Genomic DNA, 15,702 nt, shown 5'->3' with positions numbered 1-15,702 from the left:
CTGTTGAAAATGAGGACCGATTACGGTCCTTTTTTTTAATCTAAATTTTGATTATAGAGGAACGCACGTGAAAGCCTATCAACGCGAATTTATTGAGTTTGCTTTAGCCCGTCAAGTATTACGTTTTGGTGAGTTTACCCTTAAATCTGGCCGTACGAGCCCGTACTTTTTTAATGCTGGATTATTTAATACGGGTAAAGACTTAGCGCGTTTAGGCCGCTTTTACGCCGCAGCGTTAATGGATTCTGGCATTGAGTTCGACTTGTTGTTTGGCCCAGCTTATAAAGGCATTCCGATTGCCACCACTACAGCGGTTGCCTTGTGCGATCATCACGATGTGGATATTCCTTACTGCTTTAACCGCAAAGAGGCTAAAACCCACGGCGAAGGCGGCAATTTAGTCGGCAGCGAGCTTAAAGGTAAAGTGATGCTGGTGGACGATGTGATCACTGCGGGTACGGCTATCCGTGAGTCGATGGACATTATTAATGCCCACAATGCTCAACTTGCAGGCGTATTGATTGCGCTTGATCGTCAAGAAAAAGGCAAGGGTGAGCTGTCTGCGATTCAAGAAGTTGAGCGCGATTTTGGCTGTCAGATTGTGTCGATTATTAAGCTGGCCGATTTAATCAGTTACTTGTCTGAAAAGCCGGGCATGGAAGCTGAGCTTGCTAGCGTCAGGGCTTACCGTGAGCAATATGGTATTTAACTTGAGTAAGGATCAGGTTAAATAGTCCTTTGTCTTTCTCACGGCGTTGAATGAACTTCCACTTGGCTAGGTTTAAACTGATGCGCTGAAGCTGGGAAACTAAAAAAGCTGCATAATAGTCATATTGATGCAGCTTTTTATTGCTCTTTTTAGCGTAATACGAGCACGTTATTTCACTTGGTGTAAAAACTCAGCACGGGTAGCCGGATTTGATTTAAAAATACCGCCAAGCGCTGTGGTGGTGGTTGAACTGGTTGAGTCCATTACCCCACGAGATTTAACGCAGTAATGTACCGCATCCATTTTTACGGCAACATCTTTTGTTTCAAGCAAAGTTTGCAACGCCACTAACACTTGTTGGGTTAAACGCTCTTGTACTTGCGGACGTTGTGAAAAGAAGCGCACGATGCGGTTAATTTTAGATAAGCCAATAATTTTAGTGCGCGGTAAATAAGCCACAGTCGCAAAGCCGTCGATGGTCACTAAATGATGTTCGCAAGTGCTGGTTAAGCTAATGTCTTGTACGCGCACCATTTCATCCACGCCCATTTTATTTTCAATGACGGTGATTTTGGGAAAGTTTTCGTAATCAAGCCCAGAGAAGATCTCGTCGACATACATTTTTGCGATACGGCGCGGCGTGTCAGCCAAGCTGTCGTCGGTTAGGTCGAGTGACATTAAGGTCAAAATTTCACGCATATGGTGTTCAATTTTAACTTTACGTTGTTCAGGCGTGGAAGTTTTTGGCAACATTGGGGTTTCTAGCCCACGATCTTTTAGTGCTGCTTGTACTTTAATTGCGGCTTCACTGAGTGCCATATATCCTCCAACGACTCGATATCACTGTTTTTTATGAGTGTACGCTAAAACGTGCTTAGCTGCTGCTAAGGGACGAGGAGAATAGCGCGATTTGCTGTAAATTAATACTGCGACCAATAAAAAGCCGACCCTTTTAGTCAAGTATCGGCTTTTGTTGATTAAACGGTTAGGTAATTGTTACTTAACGTTTAAGTTTTCTTTGATAAACTTAAGCATGATTTCATAATATTTAGCGCGGTTTTCGGCGTTAAAGAAACCATGGCCTTCTTTTCTCCAAATTTCTTTTTGGAAAGGGTAGTTAGCTTGCTCTAGCGCTTTTGCCATTGCTTCATATTGCTCGATAGGTGCGCGCTCATCTTCTTCACCATGAATTAATAGCACTTTGGCTTTTAACTTATTGACGTTGTGAGTCGGTGACATTGCACGTAGTTGTTGAATATCAGTGCCTAACACTTCTTCTAAGTATGCTCCGCCACTATATGATTCAGGTACATCACCTGTTTTATACATTTGCTCTAAATCATAAACACCGGCAACACCCACAGCACATTTAAACATATCTGGTGCTAGCATTGGGCTCATGAGCGCTGAGTAGCCGCCAAAGCTGCCACCTGAAATACACACTCTGTCTTTGTCGGCATAACCTTGGTCAATAACATATTGAGTAGCATCAATTATGTCATATTGAATTTTGCTGCCCCAAGATAAATAGCCAGACTCTTCAAATGCTTTACCGTATCCACCAGAACCACGGAAGTTAACTTGCAGTACTGCAATACCATTTTGTGCTAACAGTTGGTTTTCTGAGTTAAACACCCATAAGTCGCGCGGGCCATGTGGGCCACCGTGAGGATTAACCACAAGCGGCATATTTTTATGCTCTTTCATGCCGACGGGTAGTGTTAAATAACCATGAATGGTCACGCCGTCACGGTTAGTAAAGCTAATTGGGCGTACTTCTGACATGTCGCTAGGGTCTAGCTTTGCGTTTTCAGCAAATAAGAATTTGAGTTTAAGCTTTTTACGGTCAAATAAGTAATAGTCACCTGAGTTTCTATCATTCATCGCCATCACAATAAGCGTGTTACCATCGACGGTTTCACTCACAATACGAATGCGATGATCTGGAATTGCATCCATTAACTGTCGCAGGGCTTTGGCTTTATCGCTTTGAGTGTCGACAAAGCGATACTCAGGGTAACCGTTTTCAAATTCAACCGCGTAAAGGGCATTGGTTTGGTCACTGACCCATGTCATCAATGGATCGACAACGTCATGCTGGATAATTTTTTTATGTTTAGCTGTGGCGAGTTCAACTTCATAAATTGCGCGAGTTGCACCTTCACCATTTGCTAAAGCGTAAATTGATTTATTGTCTTCAGTGAACGAAAGCGGGTAGAAATTGGTGAGTCCGCCTCTAATTTTATCTGCATCAACCCATTCACCATCTTCATAGTAGAAGAGTTGTTCATTGTTTTTCTTATCATTGGCGAAACTAAAGCGTACATTTTTGTTGTTATCAACAAGAAAGCCCGCATTAGCAACAGGTGATGTAGTTAGGCGTTTGCGCTTACCTGAGTAGACGTCGACGCGATAAACTTCTGTATATGCATAATTTTGCTTATTCCAAGGATAAGCCATAACTAGGATATCGTCTTCATTATCCTTTAAAGTATCGAGTACGAATGCACTCGCTTGAATACCGCCATTACTTTTTATTTTAGTACTTGCTGATGTATCACTGTTATAACCAAACAAGTATTTTGATTTACTGCCATCATAATTGACAGCCAATAACTCACCATAATAGTCTGATGCTTCGCGTTGAGCGTGTTTATAGAGTTTTTGTAATACAACCCGCTCGTCATTAACCCAATAGTAGCCACCGACTTCTTCATCGCCACTGAATTTTACCGCATAAGTCGGCTTCATTGATTCAAGATTTAAAATCAATAATGTGCGCTTTTCATCTTCAATAAGGATCACACCGAGGTGTTTACCATCGGGTGAAATTTTTACGCCAGAAAACTCAGAATCAGCACTAAAATCTTTAATTGATGGAGAGGCAAAGGTGTGGGTAGTGAATAAAATAAACAAACAGCAAGTGAGGTATAAAATGCGCAGCATGAATACAGTCCGTGTAATAAATGTTAAAAATGTAACGGCATTGTATTTTATCTGAGTTTTTGGAGCAAGGTATATGGGGTAATTATGCAATTAGATTAAACAGATTTTGGCAGGCAAACTAGAGCTACATACACATTGCATATAGCCCTAATGTTGGTTAGCTTCTCAACAATTGCTGTTGAATAAAGGTCCATTGCTCATCAAAATGTTGAGTGGGCTTTTGTTTAAACTCACTGCGGACAAACTGTGAAATTCTGCCTTCGGCAAACGCTAATAACAAGTTAGCGAGTATGGCTTCATCGAGGTTAAAACCGACGCCTTCACGTAAGGTTTTTTCGCGCAGAATTTGTTTGATTTGAGTTTCTATTTTGGCAAACAATACGTCTATTCTGCTGCGTAAACGTTCGTTTTCACCTAATAGGGCATCGCCGTTTAATACCCGTGAAATACCTGGGTTGCGTTCAGAAAATACCAACAATAGCTGTAATACTAATTGGCAACGGGTCATGGTGTCTTTTTCTTCGTCCATGATGATGTTTAAGCGTGACAGAATCGCATCTTCAATAAATTCGATTAAGCCTTCAAACATCCGGGCTTTGCTCGGGAAATGACGATATAGCGCGGCTTCTGACACACCCACTTCAGCGGCGAGCTTGGCGGTTGTGATCCGTTGGCCTGGGCTGGTCTCAAGCATTTGCGCTAAGCATTGTAAAATATGCTCACGACGGTTTATTTTTGGGCTTTCGGCCATTATGTGTTCCTTGGCTCAGTGACTACTTGAAAAGGTTACTTGGTACCTGAGTGACCAAATCCGCCTTCTCCACGATCTGAGCTATTAAACTCATCCACTAGGGTAAATTCTGCTTGCACAACAGGGACAAACATTAATTGGGCTAAACGATCGCCAATGTCGAGTGTGAATGGTTTATCACTTCTGTTCCAACATGACACCATGAGTTGTCCTTGGTAATCAGAGTCGATTAAACCGACCAAATTACCCAGGACAATGCCATTTTTATGGCCCATACCTGAGCGCGGTAAAATGACCGCTGCCAGGCTTGGGTCGGCCACGTGAATGGCGATGCCCGTTGGAATTAACACTGTTTGACCCGGTTCGATAACCATTGCCGTGTCGGTCATTGCGCGTAAATCCATACCTGCGCTACCGGGAGTAGCATAAGCTGGCAGCGGAAATTCACTGCCAATACGCGAGTCGAGAATTTTTAGTTCAATGGGTGTTTTCATGATTTTTTAGTTGTTGTTCTATCAATGTAAGTAATTGGCGTGCCAGTGTCAGTTTGTCTGTTGCGGGCAGTTGTTGGCTACCGTCTTGCCAAAATACTTGTAGTGCATTGCTATCGGCATTAAAGCCTAAGCCTTGAATAGAGACATCGTTAGCGGCAATCATATCCAGCTTTTTACGCTGTAGTTTACCACGAGCGTATTGCTCTACATCGTTCGTTTCAGCAGCAAAACCGACGGTAAAAGGCCGTGTTGTGTGCTGAGCTACCGTGGCTAAGATATCAGGATTACGCACCAGCGCAAGCTGCATTTTTTCTGCTGATTTTTTGATTTTTTGATCGGCGACATCGGCAATTCGATAATCCGCTACTGCAGCACAACCAATGAAAATATTATGCTGCTCAACCTGTTGCATTACGGCGTCGAGCATTTGCTGTGCAGATTCAACATCAATACGCTTAACACCAGCTGGTGTGGCAAGGTTGACTGGTCCCGAAACCAGTGTCACTTCTGCGCCCATTTCTGCTGCGGCTTGTGCAAGGGCAAAGCCCATTTTGCCTGAGCTATGGTTGGATATATAACGAACTGGGTCAATTGCTTCGCGGGTTGGCCCTGCTGTGAGTAACAATTTATGCCCTTGTAAAGACTTTGGCCCAAAAAATTGCACTAATTGCTCAGCTATGGTGACGGGCTCTTGCATACGGCCTGGGCCGACTTCACCACAGGCTTGATGACCAGATGCAGGTTGCCAGATTAATAAGCCTTTACGGGCTAGATTTGCCATGTTTTCTTGGGTAGCGACGTTTTGATACATCTGTTGATTCATGGCTGGGCATACAATGATTGGCGCGCTAGTGGCTAAACATGTGGTAGTGAGTAGCTCGTCTGCCATGCCGGCATTGATGCGTGCCATTAAGTTTGCGGTAGCAGGAGCAAGTAACACTACATCTGCCCAGCGTGCAAGCTCAATATGTCCCATTGCGGCTTCTGCTGCTGGGTCGAGTAAATCAGAAGCCACGGGATGGCCTGAAAGCGCCTGAATGGTTAATGGCGTAATAAACTCCATGGCGCTTTGGGTCATGATGACACGCACATCTGCGCCACGTTCTTTTAAGCGGCGAATTAAATCGGCGCTTTTGTATGCGGCAATACCGCCGCCAATTCCGAGTAGTACTTTTTTATTTGTCAGCATGTTGTGCATTATCCGCCTCAAATCTCATTGCGGCTAACAATATCACAAACCTATGACAAGTTGCGTGGATCCAATCTCAAAAATATCAACCATACTGTGTAACTCATTTAAGAGCGTGTTTTTTAAAACACAATAACTCAATATTGACGTGGTGGTAGCGAATTGATGGAACGGGATTCGTCGGTGTTATAACGTCTCGCGGTTAACAAGGAGTTTGCATGGGGATTAAAGATTGGCCTCAAGGAGAAGGGCCACGTGAAAAACTATTGCTTAATGGTGCAGGGCAATTATCTGATGCGGAACTATTAGCGGTTATTTTGCGAAATGGCCTAGCGGGTCAAAATGCGGTGGATTTAGCCCGCAACATGATAAATCAGTTTGGCGGTTTACGCAGTTTGTTAAGTGCTTCTAAGAGCCAGGTGTGCCAATTAGCTGGGGTTGGGCCGGTAAAATATGCTCAATTACAGGCTGCGGCCGAAATTTCTAAGCGAATTGCGCATGAAAATCTACAAAGAGGGCAAATTTTGACAAATCCTGATTTAACTCGGGACTATTTAATGAGACAATTAGCAGACCGATCCTATGAAGTGTTCGCCTTACTATTGTTGGATACCCAACATAGAGTCATTCAATTTGTAGAATTATTTCGTGGCACCATCGATTCAGCTTCTGTTTATCCTCGCGAGGTTATTAGCCTTGTTTTGGAGAAAAAAGCAGCGGCGGTGATAGTGTGTCACAATCACCCGTCTGGCATTGCTGAGCCAAGTCAGGCTGATCGGCGAATAACTGAGCGAATAAAAAATGCATTGGCAACCATAGATGTTTCTTTGTTAGATCATATGGTTGTAGGTGATCAGGAGATAGTCTCCTTTGCTGAGCGAGGATGGATTGTGTAAACACTGCTTGATCTTATATGGTCAATCGTGTATAAAATGCGCCCTCTTTGTGCCTCGGGCGACGGCCATACGAGGCACATTAATGCTCGAGCGTTAAAAATTTGTTTTGGAGAAGATTGACATGTCAAGAGTATGCCAAGTAACTGGCAAGAAGCCAATGGTTGGTAACAACCGTTCGCACGCAAAAAACGCGACTCGTCGTCGTTTTTTACCTAACCTACAAAACCACCGTTTTTGGTTAGAAGAAGAAAAGCGTTTCGTACAATTACGTGTATCTACTAAAGGTATCCGTATTATCGACAAGAAAGGTATCGAAGTAGTTGTTGCTGAACTTCGTGCCCGTGGCGAGAAGGTATAATAGAAAATGGCTAAATCTAAAGGTAATCGTGAGAAGATCAAATTAGTATCTAGTGCTAAAACTGGTCACTTCTACACTACTGAAAAGAACAAGCGTAACATGCCTGAGAAAATGGAAATCAAGAAATTTGATCCAGTTATTCGTCAGCACGTTATCTACAAAGAAGCTAAAATCAAGTAATTGATTTTTGAATCTTAAAAAAGCCCCTTAATTGGGGCTTTTTTTATGCCTGCGAAAAATTAACCTATACTGGTACTCATTCTCGAGTGCTTATGATGTAGCCATAACACTGCATTTGAGTATGAGACAATTTACGTCGTTTTACGTAAAGTTGCATTGACGTTAACATTTAACTAACTTTTTGGCTGTAATGAATTTTTCACACAAAAATGACAAAATACTTTTTGTTAAAAGTGAAATAAAATGCTTTAAAAGTGAATTAAAATGCAATACCATCGTGTATTCGTACAATATGTTCGCTTGCAAGGTGAGTACACTCGCAAGCTTTTTAATACTTACCAACACCGAGGTGAATTTGCCCGTGAGAACCACTGAACTGGTTGATGGATTTCGTCATTCTGCTCCTTATGTTAATGCGCATAGAGGTAAAACGTTTGTTGTCATGTTAGGTGGCGAAGCATTAGCGCATTCGCAATTTCGCGGCATTTTAAATGATGTTGCCTTGCTGCATTCACTTGGGATTGAAGTGGTTTTAGTTTACGGCGCAAGGCCGCAAATTGACGCAGGATTAAAAGCTGCTGGTATTGAACCTGTTTACCACAATGGCATCCGTATTACTGATGAAGAAAGCCTGAAAATTATTAAACAGGTTGCTGGTGCAACACAGTTTGATATTACTGCGAGATTGTCGATGAGTTTGGGGAATACCCCAATGCAAAATGCGCAAATCAACGTGGTGAGTGGCAACTTTGTTATTGCTCAGCCATTAGGTGTCGACGACGGTGTTGATTTTTGTTTGAGCGGCAAGGTGCGTCGTATCGATGCGCAAGGCTTACGTCGCCAGCTAGACAATAATGGTATTGTGTTAATGGGCCCTATTGCAGCGTCTGTTACGGGTGAGAGTTTTAACTTAACCGCTGAAGAAGTGGCGACACAAGTGGCGATTAAGCTCAAGGCAGACAAAATTATTGGTTTTAGTGACACTAACGGCCTTATCGACAGTAATGGTGAGGTGATTGCTGAGCTAATGCCTGATGATATCGAAGAAATGCTTAAAACCATGTCTGAGGATGATCATACTTCAGTGGGCAAAATGGCGTTCTTAAAGGCCAGTGTTGAGGCTTGTCGCCGTGGTGTACCTCGTTGTCATTTAGTGAGTTATTTAGATGATGGCGCATTACTTCAAGAGTTGTTCTCTCGTGAAGGGATTGGTACTCAAATTGTGACTCAAAGCGCCGAGCGTTTGCGACGTGCCACGATTGGTGATATTGGCGGTATATTAAACTTAATTCGCCCATTGGAAGAACAGGGTATTTTAGTGCGTCGCTCTCGTGAGCAGCTCGAAATGGAAATAGAACAGTTTATGTTGGTCGAGCGCGATAACTTAGTGATTGGTTGCGCGGCGCTGTATCCGTTTGAAGAAGACAATGCCGGTGAGTTTGCGTGTTTAGTGGTGCATCCTGATTATCGTGATGCTGACCGTGGCAGTATTTTATTGAATAATATTATTGGCCAAGCCCGAGTGCGCGGTTATTCACGTTTGTTTGCATTAACGACACGCAGCATTCATTGGTTTTTAGAGCATGGCTTTAATATTGTTGACGTTGAAGAGTTACCTAACAAGAAAAAACAGCTATATAACTATCAGCGCCGCTCAAAAATTCTTGCCCTAGACTTATAAATTCATTGTGTTCAAAATGCCGGTTATTCCGGCATTTTTTATGTCAAAAAACACACTCTTAGAAAGAGGTTATATGAATGCTATCGAGCTGGCTCCTCTTGATTCAGGAGCCATATACAGTTTTATTGCACTGTTGTTAGGGTTACTTGGTTTAACGGTATTTATTTTTTTCAAACCCATTCCCAGTAACGCTAAGTATTTAACGTTGGGGATAATGTTACCTTTAATGGGCTTATTTGTATTTACGTTTTATCAGTCGTTTAGTAGTACAATTTCGTGGGATGACAAACAGTTGCAGGTTAATATTCCACTGTATTCAAATACCATTGAGATTAATCAAGTGCACTTTGCACAAGCTCGCGTCGTCAACCTGCTTAAAGAGCCTGAATACGCGGCCAAGTGGCGCACAAATGGTTTGGGTATGCCAGGATATTCTTTGGGATGGTTTTCATTAAATAATGGCGATAAAGCCTTATTGTCGGTAACGAAGCCTGCTCAGGTGATTATGTTACCCATTAGCCAAGATAAAATGATTATGGTTAGTGTCATCGATGCAGATAAAGCGCTAGTAACGTTGCATGCCAGCGCTTTAGCATCAAAGCCTATTGATTAAGCCTTTGCGGCGGCTTTTTTCGTGGCAACATGTTGACGCTGGCGTTGCAGTACCATGTCGCTAATAAATATCACCAGTGCTCCCCAGATAAAGCAAAAGGTAATGCCTTTCTCTATGTCGAAAGGCTCATCAAACAATTTGACCGCTAAGATAAACATGATACTCGGGCCAATGTATTGAAAGAACCCCAAAATCGAAAATGGAATTCTGACTGCGGACCCCGCAAAACATAAAAGGGGAATGGTGGTAACAATGCCCGCGGCCACTAAGAGTAAATTGAGATTGAGGTCATTGGTTAGCATGCTAACAGGTGAACTGTCTATCGTTATCAATAAGTAGCCGAGTGCAACGGGTAATAAAATGGCGGTTTCGACCAATAAGCCAGATTTAGCATCAATATTCACTTTTTTACGCAATAAGCCATAAAAACCAAAGCTTGCCGCAAGAGCCAAAGACACCAGCGGAATTGAACCAAACGAGATCAACTGTACCAGTACCCCCACGCTCGCTAACGTGACTGCAAGCCATTGTAATTTGCGTAAGCGTTCGCCTAAAAATACCATTCCTAACAGTACGTTAAACAATGGGTTAATAAAATAACCTAAACTGGCATCAAGCATGTGGTCGTTATTGACTGCCCAGATAAAAATAAGCCAGTTTGCTGCGATTAATATCGATGTCGTTAGCAAAATGAGCAGTTGTTTGGGTTGTTTGAGAATGAGGCGTAAGCGGCTGAATCCACCTATAAATTGCATCAAAATTATCATAAAAAGGAATGACCATATAACACGGTGCATTAAAATGTCAGTGGCGGGGACATGATGTAATAATTTGAAATATAAAGGGGCGACACCCCAAATGGTGTAAGCGCAAATCGCGAGGAAAACCCCTTTACGATATTCTAAATCCGGCATAATGAATCAACAATGGCAACAACGAAAGAGGGGCGATTGTAGGTCGCCCCCATTGATGATACAAGTTATTAAGCAATTTGTTTTATTGGTGAACTGTCACTTTAACGTGGCAAAAGGACTACCACTGCCGAGTTAGCCCACCATGTAAGTACCTGTACCAAAAGCAATATGAGTGCCTAACTCATTGTGCAATTCCATCTTGCAAACCGAGACTCGATTGCCTGCTCTGATAACCGTACCAGTACCGGTAAATGTTTCACCACGGCCTGGACGTAAAAAATCAACCCGCATGTCAATGGTGCCTAAGGTCGTTAAGCGCTGTTGCAACTCTTCCATTGACCAATCATCACGGCTGGCGACCAAGCCTGCAAAGGCTGTCAGACCGCCAACGACATCGAGTAACGTTGCAGTAACGCCACCATGAAGGATGTTTTGATGGATGTTACCAATCAGTTCAGGTTTCATTTTAATCACGACTTCAACCCCATTGATGTCGTAATGTTTAATGTCTAACCCGAGTAAGTTATGGAATGGAACATGTTGATCAAAAATATCAGCCACTTGTTTTAAGGCTTGATCTTGAATAGATGAAGTCATGCGCTATCCTTGTCTTGTTTATTATTTTTGTATTTATTTTCAGCGTGCATAGAGTATTTAATCTAACGCTAAAGTGCGCAATACTCAATCATCATCGGCTAGCAAGGTTGGACATTTGCACTTTGTTTCAAGACATCTGTGCCCGAGTGCTTTAAAATGACCGTCCGTTAAATGACATCATAGTGTGAATGGATATTCTGACTTCAACGCCAACATCTACCGCAGACAGCCTAACAGCAGAGCAGGACGTATTAGCGACCAGCTTGCAGCAGGTCTTTGGATATCGCGCCTTTCGTCAAGGACAGCGAGAGGTCATTGAACACAGTTTACAAGGCCAAGACACCTTAGTGATTATGCCTACTGGTGGTGGTAAGAGTATGTGCTACCAATTGCCTGCTCTCGTCTTGCCTGGGGTTACGGTTGTTGTTTCACCATTGATATCGTTGATGAAAGATCAAGTCGACAGTTTGTTACAAAGTGGCGTGGCGGCGGCTTATCTCAATTCATCACTGCCGCGTGAACAAAGCGCTGATGTATTGCGTAAATTGCATGCCGGTGATATTAAGCTGTTGTATGTCTCGCCTGAGCGATTGTTAAGGCCTGATTTTATTGAGCGCTTGCAGTCAATCGATATTGCCATGTTTGCCGTAGATGAAGCTCATTGCATTAGTCAGTGGGGACATGATTTTAGACCAGAATATGCTGCATTAGGCCAGTTGAAAGAGTATTTTCCGTATATTCCATTAATGGCGTTAACCGCGACCGCAGATCATGCAACTCGCGTGAGTATTTGTGAGCGGCTGAATATTACACCATATACTTTATTATCGAGCTTTGATCGGCCTAATATTCGTTATACGGTGGCCGAGAAGTTAAATGCGGCCAATCAATTGCGTCAGTTTGTTACTGTGCAAAATGGTGCCAGTGGTATTGTATATTGCAGTAGTCGTCGCCGGGTTGATGAAGTGGCAGAGCGGCTACGCTTGCAGGGTTTTAATGCGCAAGCCTACCATGCCGGAATGAGCCAAGAAGAACGCGCTGATGTGCAAGACAGATTTTTAAAAGATCAGGTTGATATTGTCGTAGCCACAGTAGCTTTTGGTATGGGGATTAATAAATCTAACGTCCGTTTTGTGGTGCATTATGATATCCCTAAAAGTATTGAAGCCTATTATCAAGAAACAGGTCGTGCGGGCCGAGATGGCTTAGATGCTGAAGCTTATATGTTATTTGACCCTGCTGACATTGGCCGAGTAAGACACTTGATTGAGCAGTCAGAGCCTGGGCCGCAACAACAAGTTGAGTTTCACAAATTACATACCATGGCCGCTTTTGCTGAGGCGCAAACTTGTCGTCGCCAAGTATTACTGCATTATTTTGATGAGGTGGCATCAGAGCCTTGTGGAAACTGCGATATTTGTTTGGACCCACCAAAACGCTATGACGGTACTGAAGATGCACAAAAAGTGTTGTCGTGCATTTATCGCTTACAACAGCGGTTTGGTATTCATCAAGTGATTGATGTACTCAGAGGCTCTAAAGCTGCAAATGTGGTTGATAGAGGCCATGACAAACTAACGACTTGGGGGATTGGTGCTGATAAATCGACAGAGTATTGGTTGAGTGTCATTCGTCAGTTAATCCATTTGGGTTTAGTTAGCCAAGATATTACCCGCGGTTCATCGATTAAGTTAAATCCGGCGGCAAGGCCAGTATTAAAAGCCGAATTATCGTTAATGTTGGCAGAGCCGCGCATTCAGTTAATTGATGTAAAACGTAAAACTAATCCTCGGGCACCACAACAATATGATAGAAAACTGTTTGCTCGCTTAAAGTTGTTACGCCGCGAATTAGCAGAGCAGCATGATATCCCACCTTACTTGGTCTTTAACGATGCGACTTTGGCAGAAATGTCTGCCATGCTCCCAACCAGCCCAGGTGAAATGCTTGCGGTTAACGGTGTCGGCCAAATAAAACTTGACCGTTTTGGCGGTGAGTTTTTAGATGAGATCAGCGATTACCTGACAAAAGGCTAGGGTTATGTCTAGCCGGTTTCTTGTCGAAAATGTTGTTGAACAGGGTTTACTGGTTTTCTTGTGGCTTCATTTTACTTAATTGATTTAATACTGCCTTTTTCATTAGCCCTTCAAATGTATCTAGCTGCTGTAAGCTCGCGACTCCAATACTGGATTTCATGTCTGATGGCCATTGGTTTAATACCGTTTCAATTTGATGTACTACACGAGTCGCACCAATGGCTGAGGTGTGCGGTAAGATAATGATGAGTTCATCAAGATTATGGCGAAAGAGTTGGTCTTGCTCTCTTAACGTTAGCTGAAGTTGCTGCAATAAATTGGGTACATCGACTTGGCGAATATGGTTGATATTAATTAATAACAGGCTTAATTGGTAATGGCCTTGTTTAGCATTATTAAGCATGGCATTAATGATCTGTGATTGGCTTTGTTCTTTTGATTCGTCATTAGCGTACAGAGGCTTTCTTCTTAAAAAAAGCACCAAACCGACAGACAGTAAGAGGATAATCAGTGCGGCAATAGACAGGCTTTGATTTATATTATTGGTCGTTGGTTTTTCATTTACGCTTGGTTCATTTTGAGTCGATAACCTTGCTTTATATTGCATAAAATGGGCATTATTTAATTTATTATTGGCTTGTTTAGCAGCATTATAGCGTTGTATTTGATAATGGTATGCTGACTCAAATTGTTGTTTATCGGCATAGTATTCGCTGACGATTTGATTAAACTCTTCAAGATCTGAATACTGCTTAAGCTCCGCTGCCTGCGCAATAATCTCATTGAGTAGTGTTAATGCTTGATTGTCTTTTTGCTGGGCTATATAGACTTGAGCTAATGTGCGCTTTATACGCATCACGTAAATAGGTTCTTGATATTTATTGAATAACTCTATGCTTTGTAATGCTTGTTGCTGTGCAATGTCGTGATTACCAACGTATAGGTTAATGATTGCAAGTAGCGCATTACCAACTGCAAAATCTCTTTCTGCTGTATTTTTGTTATGCTCCGCTTCAGCTTTTTCAAGATAGAAAAGTACATCCTTTGAGTTTTTTAATACAATATTTATGCGTGCTAAATTGATAGAAAATGCGAAATTAAGCTTTCCGAAAGTTGAAGGGTCTGTTGCTGCGATCTCTGCAAAATGAAGTGCTTCTTCAAAATCACCCATTGAAAAAAAGACATTAGATATTTCGGCCTGTAGATACGATTTTGGTAATAAATACCATGGCTGAAATTGCTGTTTCGCTTGATCATAAATATCAAGCGCTATGCGCAAGTCTTCAATTGATTGATTGTAGTTTTCGAGGTTAGTGTTTTGCCGACTGCGTACATATAAACTACCAATAATCGCTTGTTTTTCTGAATAACGTTTAGCCAAGCGTAAAGATTCTTCTGTGAGCAGCTGTTCTTGTAAAGTATTGCCAAGACTCTGATAGGCTGTAGCGCCACATTGCATAAAATAAGGGCGAGCTACATCGTACTTTAACTCTCTGGCAGTCTGTTCGCCTTGAGTCGATAAGGTGATTGCTTGTTCAAAATGGCCAAACTCTAATAAATTGAAACAGCGTAATAAACGTAAACGAAGGGTTTGTACATCAGATAATGGCTGCTCTACACTTTGTTGCTCAAGCCCTTCAATCAGTATTTTTGCTTGCTCCGAACGTTGAGTATTGATGTCGTGAATCACATCTAATTGTTCATTTACGCTAAGTTGTTGAGTGTTGATTACAACGTCTTCTGCTGTTAAAAATGATTGTGTTACTTGAGCTGTAGCAGGCGATGCCAGAGAAACAATCAATAATCCTAAAACAAAGCCAAAAATCAGGCTTAATTTATTCTCACTCGTGTTTCTCGATCGTGTCATCGTTAATATCTACTCATATTGGGTTGTTGGCAGTATACGATTTTTTAAAATATGATACATAAATATATAATTGATGCAGCGACTTATGTGCGCGAATTTTGATCTAGCTCATCGGTTTAATCTTCTCGATGCCAGATTTTTTGTTGTCTATTTAGCGAGTGTGTTCAGTGACAACAGCTGTCATGAGGTACTAGTACATCGTAATCTTTCTCAAGTTAATCAATTTAAGGTTGACAGTGGAGGCTGGTCGCGTTAAATATTACTCATAGAGAAAATTTATACAGAATATCTATTTACTAAAAGTGAATATTAAAGCCATGAATACACAATTATCTTTACTCGGACTCCTTCTCCTCTCTGGCATAATCTGCGCGGAGTCCTTTGTGTTACATGCAAAATAAATCATTAAGCATACACAAACCCCGCGCTAATAGTCGCGGGGTTTTTTGTTTATAGCCCTTTTGAAACGAG

The 15,702-nt window shown here is 42.1% G+C and carries 15 protein-coding genes; 7 read left to right on the top strand and 8 right to left on the bottom strand.

The genetic code is table 11. The annotated features are described in order from the left end of the window. Nucleotides 1-67: 67 nt before the first annotated feature. Nucleotides 68-709 (top strand): orotate phosphoribosyltransferase, encoded by a 642-nt coding sequence (gene pyrE / locus PQR79_RS14730; protein WP_238107750.1) that lies wholly within the window; start codon nucleotides 68-70, stop codon nucleotides 707-709. A gap of 168 nt (nucleotides 710-877) precedes the next feature. Here the strand turns inward: pyrE and folE are convergent, their stop codons facing one another. The 5 genes from folE to coaBC form a co-directional block, all read right to left on the bottom strand. Next, nucleotides 878-1,528: a GTP cyclohydrolase I FolE gene (gene folE, locus PQR79_RS14725; protein WP_101088524.1), complete on the bottom strand. Its 651-nt coding sequence runs from the start codon at nucleotides 1,526-1,528 to the stop codon at nucleotides 878-880. Between the two features lie 177 nt (nucleotides 1,529-1,705). Beyond that, nucleotides 1,706-3,655 (bottom strand): alpha/beta hydrolase family protein, encoded by a 1,950-nt coding sequence (locus PQR79_RS14720; RefSeq protein WP_238107748.1) that lies wholly within the window; start codon nucleotides 3,653-3,655, stop codon nucleotides 1,706-1,708. Nucleotides 3,656-3,812: 157 nt separating this feature from the next. Beyond that, the gene (slmA, locus tag PQR79_RS14715) at nucleotides 3,813-4,406 is read right to left on the bottom strand and encodes a nucleoid occlusion factor SlmA (RefSeq protein ID WP_160054458.1); all 594 of its coding nucleotides are present in this window, start codon (nucleotides 4,404-4,406) and stop codon (nucleotides 3,813-3,815) included. Nucleotides 4,407-4,441: 35 nt separating this feature from the next. Next, the gene (gene dut, locus PQR79_RS14710; RefSeq protein WP_238107747.1) at nucleotides 4,442-4,900 is read right to left on the bottom strand and encodes a dUTP diphosphatase; all 459 of its coding nucleotides are present in this window, start codon (nucleotides 4,898-4,900) and stop codon (nucleotides 4,442-4,444) included. After that, nucleotides 4,884-6,089, bottom strand: a complete 1,206-nt coding sequence (coaBC, locus tag PQR79_RS14705) for a bifunctional phosphopantothenoylcysteine decarboxylase/phosphopantothenate--cysteine ligase CoaBC (protein WP_438270822.1) — start codon at nucleotides 6,087-6,089, stop codon at nucleotides 4,884-4,886. Before coaBC ends, dut begins: the two co-directional genes overlap by 17 nt. A 218-nt stretch (nucleotides 6,090-6,307) precedes the next feature. On the opposite strand from coaBC, the gene radC reads away from it, so the two are divergent. The 5 genes from radC (at nucleotide 6,308) to PQR79_RS14680 (ending at nucleotide 9,817) form a co-directional block, all read left to right on the top strand. Further along, a complete protein-coding gene (gene radC, locus PQR79_RS14700; RefSeq protein WP_188919513.1) occupies nucleotides 6,308-6,985 on the top strand; it encodes a RadC family protein in 678 nt (225 codons plus the stop codon). 121 nt (nucleotides 6,986-7,106) lie between these two features. Continuing rightward, nucleotides 7,107-7,343 carry a 50S ribosomal protein L28 gene (rpmB, locus tag PQR79_RS14695; protein WP_160054466.1) on the top strand — a complete coding sequence of 79 codons (237 nt, stop codon included), beginning with the start codon at nucleotides 7,107-7,109 and terminating at the stop codon, nucleotides 7,341-7,343. Nucleotides 7,344-7,349: 6 nt separating this feature from the next. Further along, the gene (rpmG, locus tag PQR79_RS14690) at nucleotides 7,350-7,523 is read left to right on the top strand and encodes a 50S ribosomal protein L33 (RefSeq protein ID WP_055025224.1); all 174 of its coding nucleotides are present in this window, start codon (nucleotides 7,350-7,352) and stop codon (nucleotides 7,521-7,523) included. A gap of 361 nt (nucleotides 7,524-7,884) precedes the next feature. Further along, a complete protein-coding gene (gene argA, locus PQR79_RS14685) occupies nucleotides 7,885-9,204 on the top strand; it encodes an amino-acid N-acetyltransferase (protein ID WP_238107745.1) in 1,320 nt (439 codons plus the stop codon). A 73-nt stretch (nucleotides 9,205-9,277) separates the two neighbouring features. Continuing rightward, a complete protein-coding gene (locus PQR79_RS14680) occupies nucleotides 9,278-9,817 on the top strand; it encodes a PH domain-containing protein (RefSeq protein ID WP_238107744.1) in 540 nt (179 codons plus the stop codon). Here the strand turns inward: PQR79_RS14680 and rarD are convergent. Both rarD and PQR79_RS14670 read right to left on the bottom strand, forming a co-directional pair. Beyond that, complete coding sequence (rarD, locus tag PQR79_RS14675; protein ID WP_238107743.1) at nucleotides 9,814-10,731, bottom strand: EamA family transporter RarD; 918 nt, start codon at nucleotides 10,729-10,731, stop codon at nucleotides 9,814-9,816. The two genes, PQR79_RS14680 and rarD, sit on opposite strands and share 4 nt — an antisense overlap. A gap of 132 nt (nucleotides 10,732-10,863) precedes the next feature. Further along, entirely contained in the window at nucleotides 10,864-11,328 is a 465-nt protein-coding gene (locus tag PQR79_RS14670; RefSeq protein WP_238107742.1) for a thioesterase family protein, read from the bottom strand. 188 nt (nucleotides 11,329-11,516) lie between these two features. Between PQR79_RS14670 and recQ the strand changes: the two genes are divergently transcribed. Continuing rightward, nucleotides 11,517-13,364 carry a DNA helicase RecQ gene (recQ, locus tag PQR79_RS14665; protein ID WP_238107741.1) on the top strand — a complete coding sequence of 616 codons (1,848 nt, stop codon included), beginning with the start codon at nucleotides 11,517-11,519 and terminating at the stop codon, nucleotides 13,362-13,364. 46 nt (nucleotides 13,365-13,410) lie between these two features. Here the strand turns inward: recQ and PQR79_RS14660 are convergent, their stop codons facing one another. Then, nucleotides 13,411-15,231 (bottom strand): hypothetical protein, encoded by a 1,821-nt coding sequence (locus PQR79_RS14660; RefSeq protein WP_238107740.1) that lies wholly within the window; start codon nucleotides 15,229-15,231, stop codon nucleotides 13,411-13,413. Between the last annotated feature and the right edge of the window lie 471 nt (nucleotides 15,232-15,702).

The sequence above is a fragment of the Shewanella metallivivens genome, from assembly GCF_028750675.1.
In the GTDB taxonomy this organism is placed as follows: Bacteria; Pseudomonadota; Gammaproteobacteria; order Enterobacterales; family Shewanellaceae; genus Shewanella; species Shewanella metallivivens.
Note: the sequence above shows the minus strand (reverse complement) of the source record. Positions and strands in the feature narration are given on the sequence as shown.

What these genes read in the sequence shown, in the direction of transcription:
- recQ (WP_238107741.1), top strand. Translation starts at nt 11,517, where the DNA reads ATGGATATTCTGACTTCAACGCCAACATCTACCGCAGACAGCCTAACA.
- PQR79_RS14720 (WP_238107748.1), bottom strand. Translation starts at nt 3,655, where the DNA reads ATGCTGCGCATTTTATACCTCACTTGCTGTTTGTTTATTTTATTCACT.
- PQR79_RS14660 (WP_238107740.1), bottom strand. Translation starts at nt 15,231, where the DNA reads ATGACACGATCGAGAAACACGAGTGAGAATAAATTAAGCCTGATTTTT.
- rpmB (WP_160054466.1), top strand. Translation starts at nt 7,107, where the DNA reads ATGTCAAGAGTATGCCAAGTAACTGGCAAGAAGCCAATGGTTGGTAAC.
- PQR79_RS14680 (WP_238107744.1), top strand. Translation starts at nt 9,278, where the DNA reads ATGAATGCTATCGAGCTGGCTCCTCTTGATTCAGGAGCCATATACAGT.
- rpmG (WP_055025224.1), top strand. Translation starts at nt 7,350, where the DNA reads ATGGCTAAATCTAAAGGTAATCGTGAGAAGATCAAATTAGTATCTAGT.
- dut (WP_238107747.1), bottom strand. Translation starts at nt 4,900, where the DNA reads ATGAAAACACCCATTGAACTAAAAATTCTCGACTCGCGTATTGGCAGT.
- coaBC (WP_438270822.1), bottom strand. Translation starts at nt 6,089, where the DNA reads ATGCTGACAAATAAAAAAGTACTACTCGGAATTGGCGGCGGTATTGCC.
- PQR79_RS14670 (WP_238107742.1), bottom strand. Translation starts at nt 11,328, where the DNA reads ATGACTTCATCTATTCAAGATCAAGCCTTAAAACAAGTGGCTGATATT.
- rarD (WP_238107743.1), bottom strand. Translation starts at nt 10,731, where the DNA reads ATGCCGGATTTAGAATATCGTAAAGGGGTTTTCCTCGCGATTTGCGCT.
- radC (WP_188919513.1), top strand. Translation starts at nt 6,308, where the DNA reads ATGGGGATTAAAGATTGGCCTCAAGGAGAAGGGCCACGTGAAAAACTA.
- slmA (WP_160054458.1), bottom strand. Translation starts at nt 4,406, where the DNA reads ATGGCCGAAAGCCCAAAAATAAACCGTCGTGAGCATATTTTACAATGC.
- folE (WP_101088524.1), bottom strand. Translation starts at nt 1,528, where the DNA reads ATGGCACTCAGTGAAGCCGCAATTAAAGTACAAGCAGCACTAAAAGAT.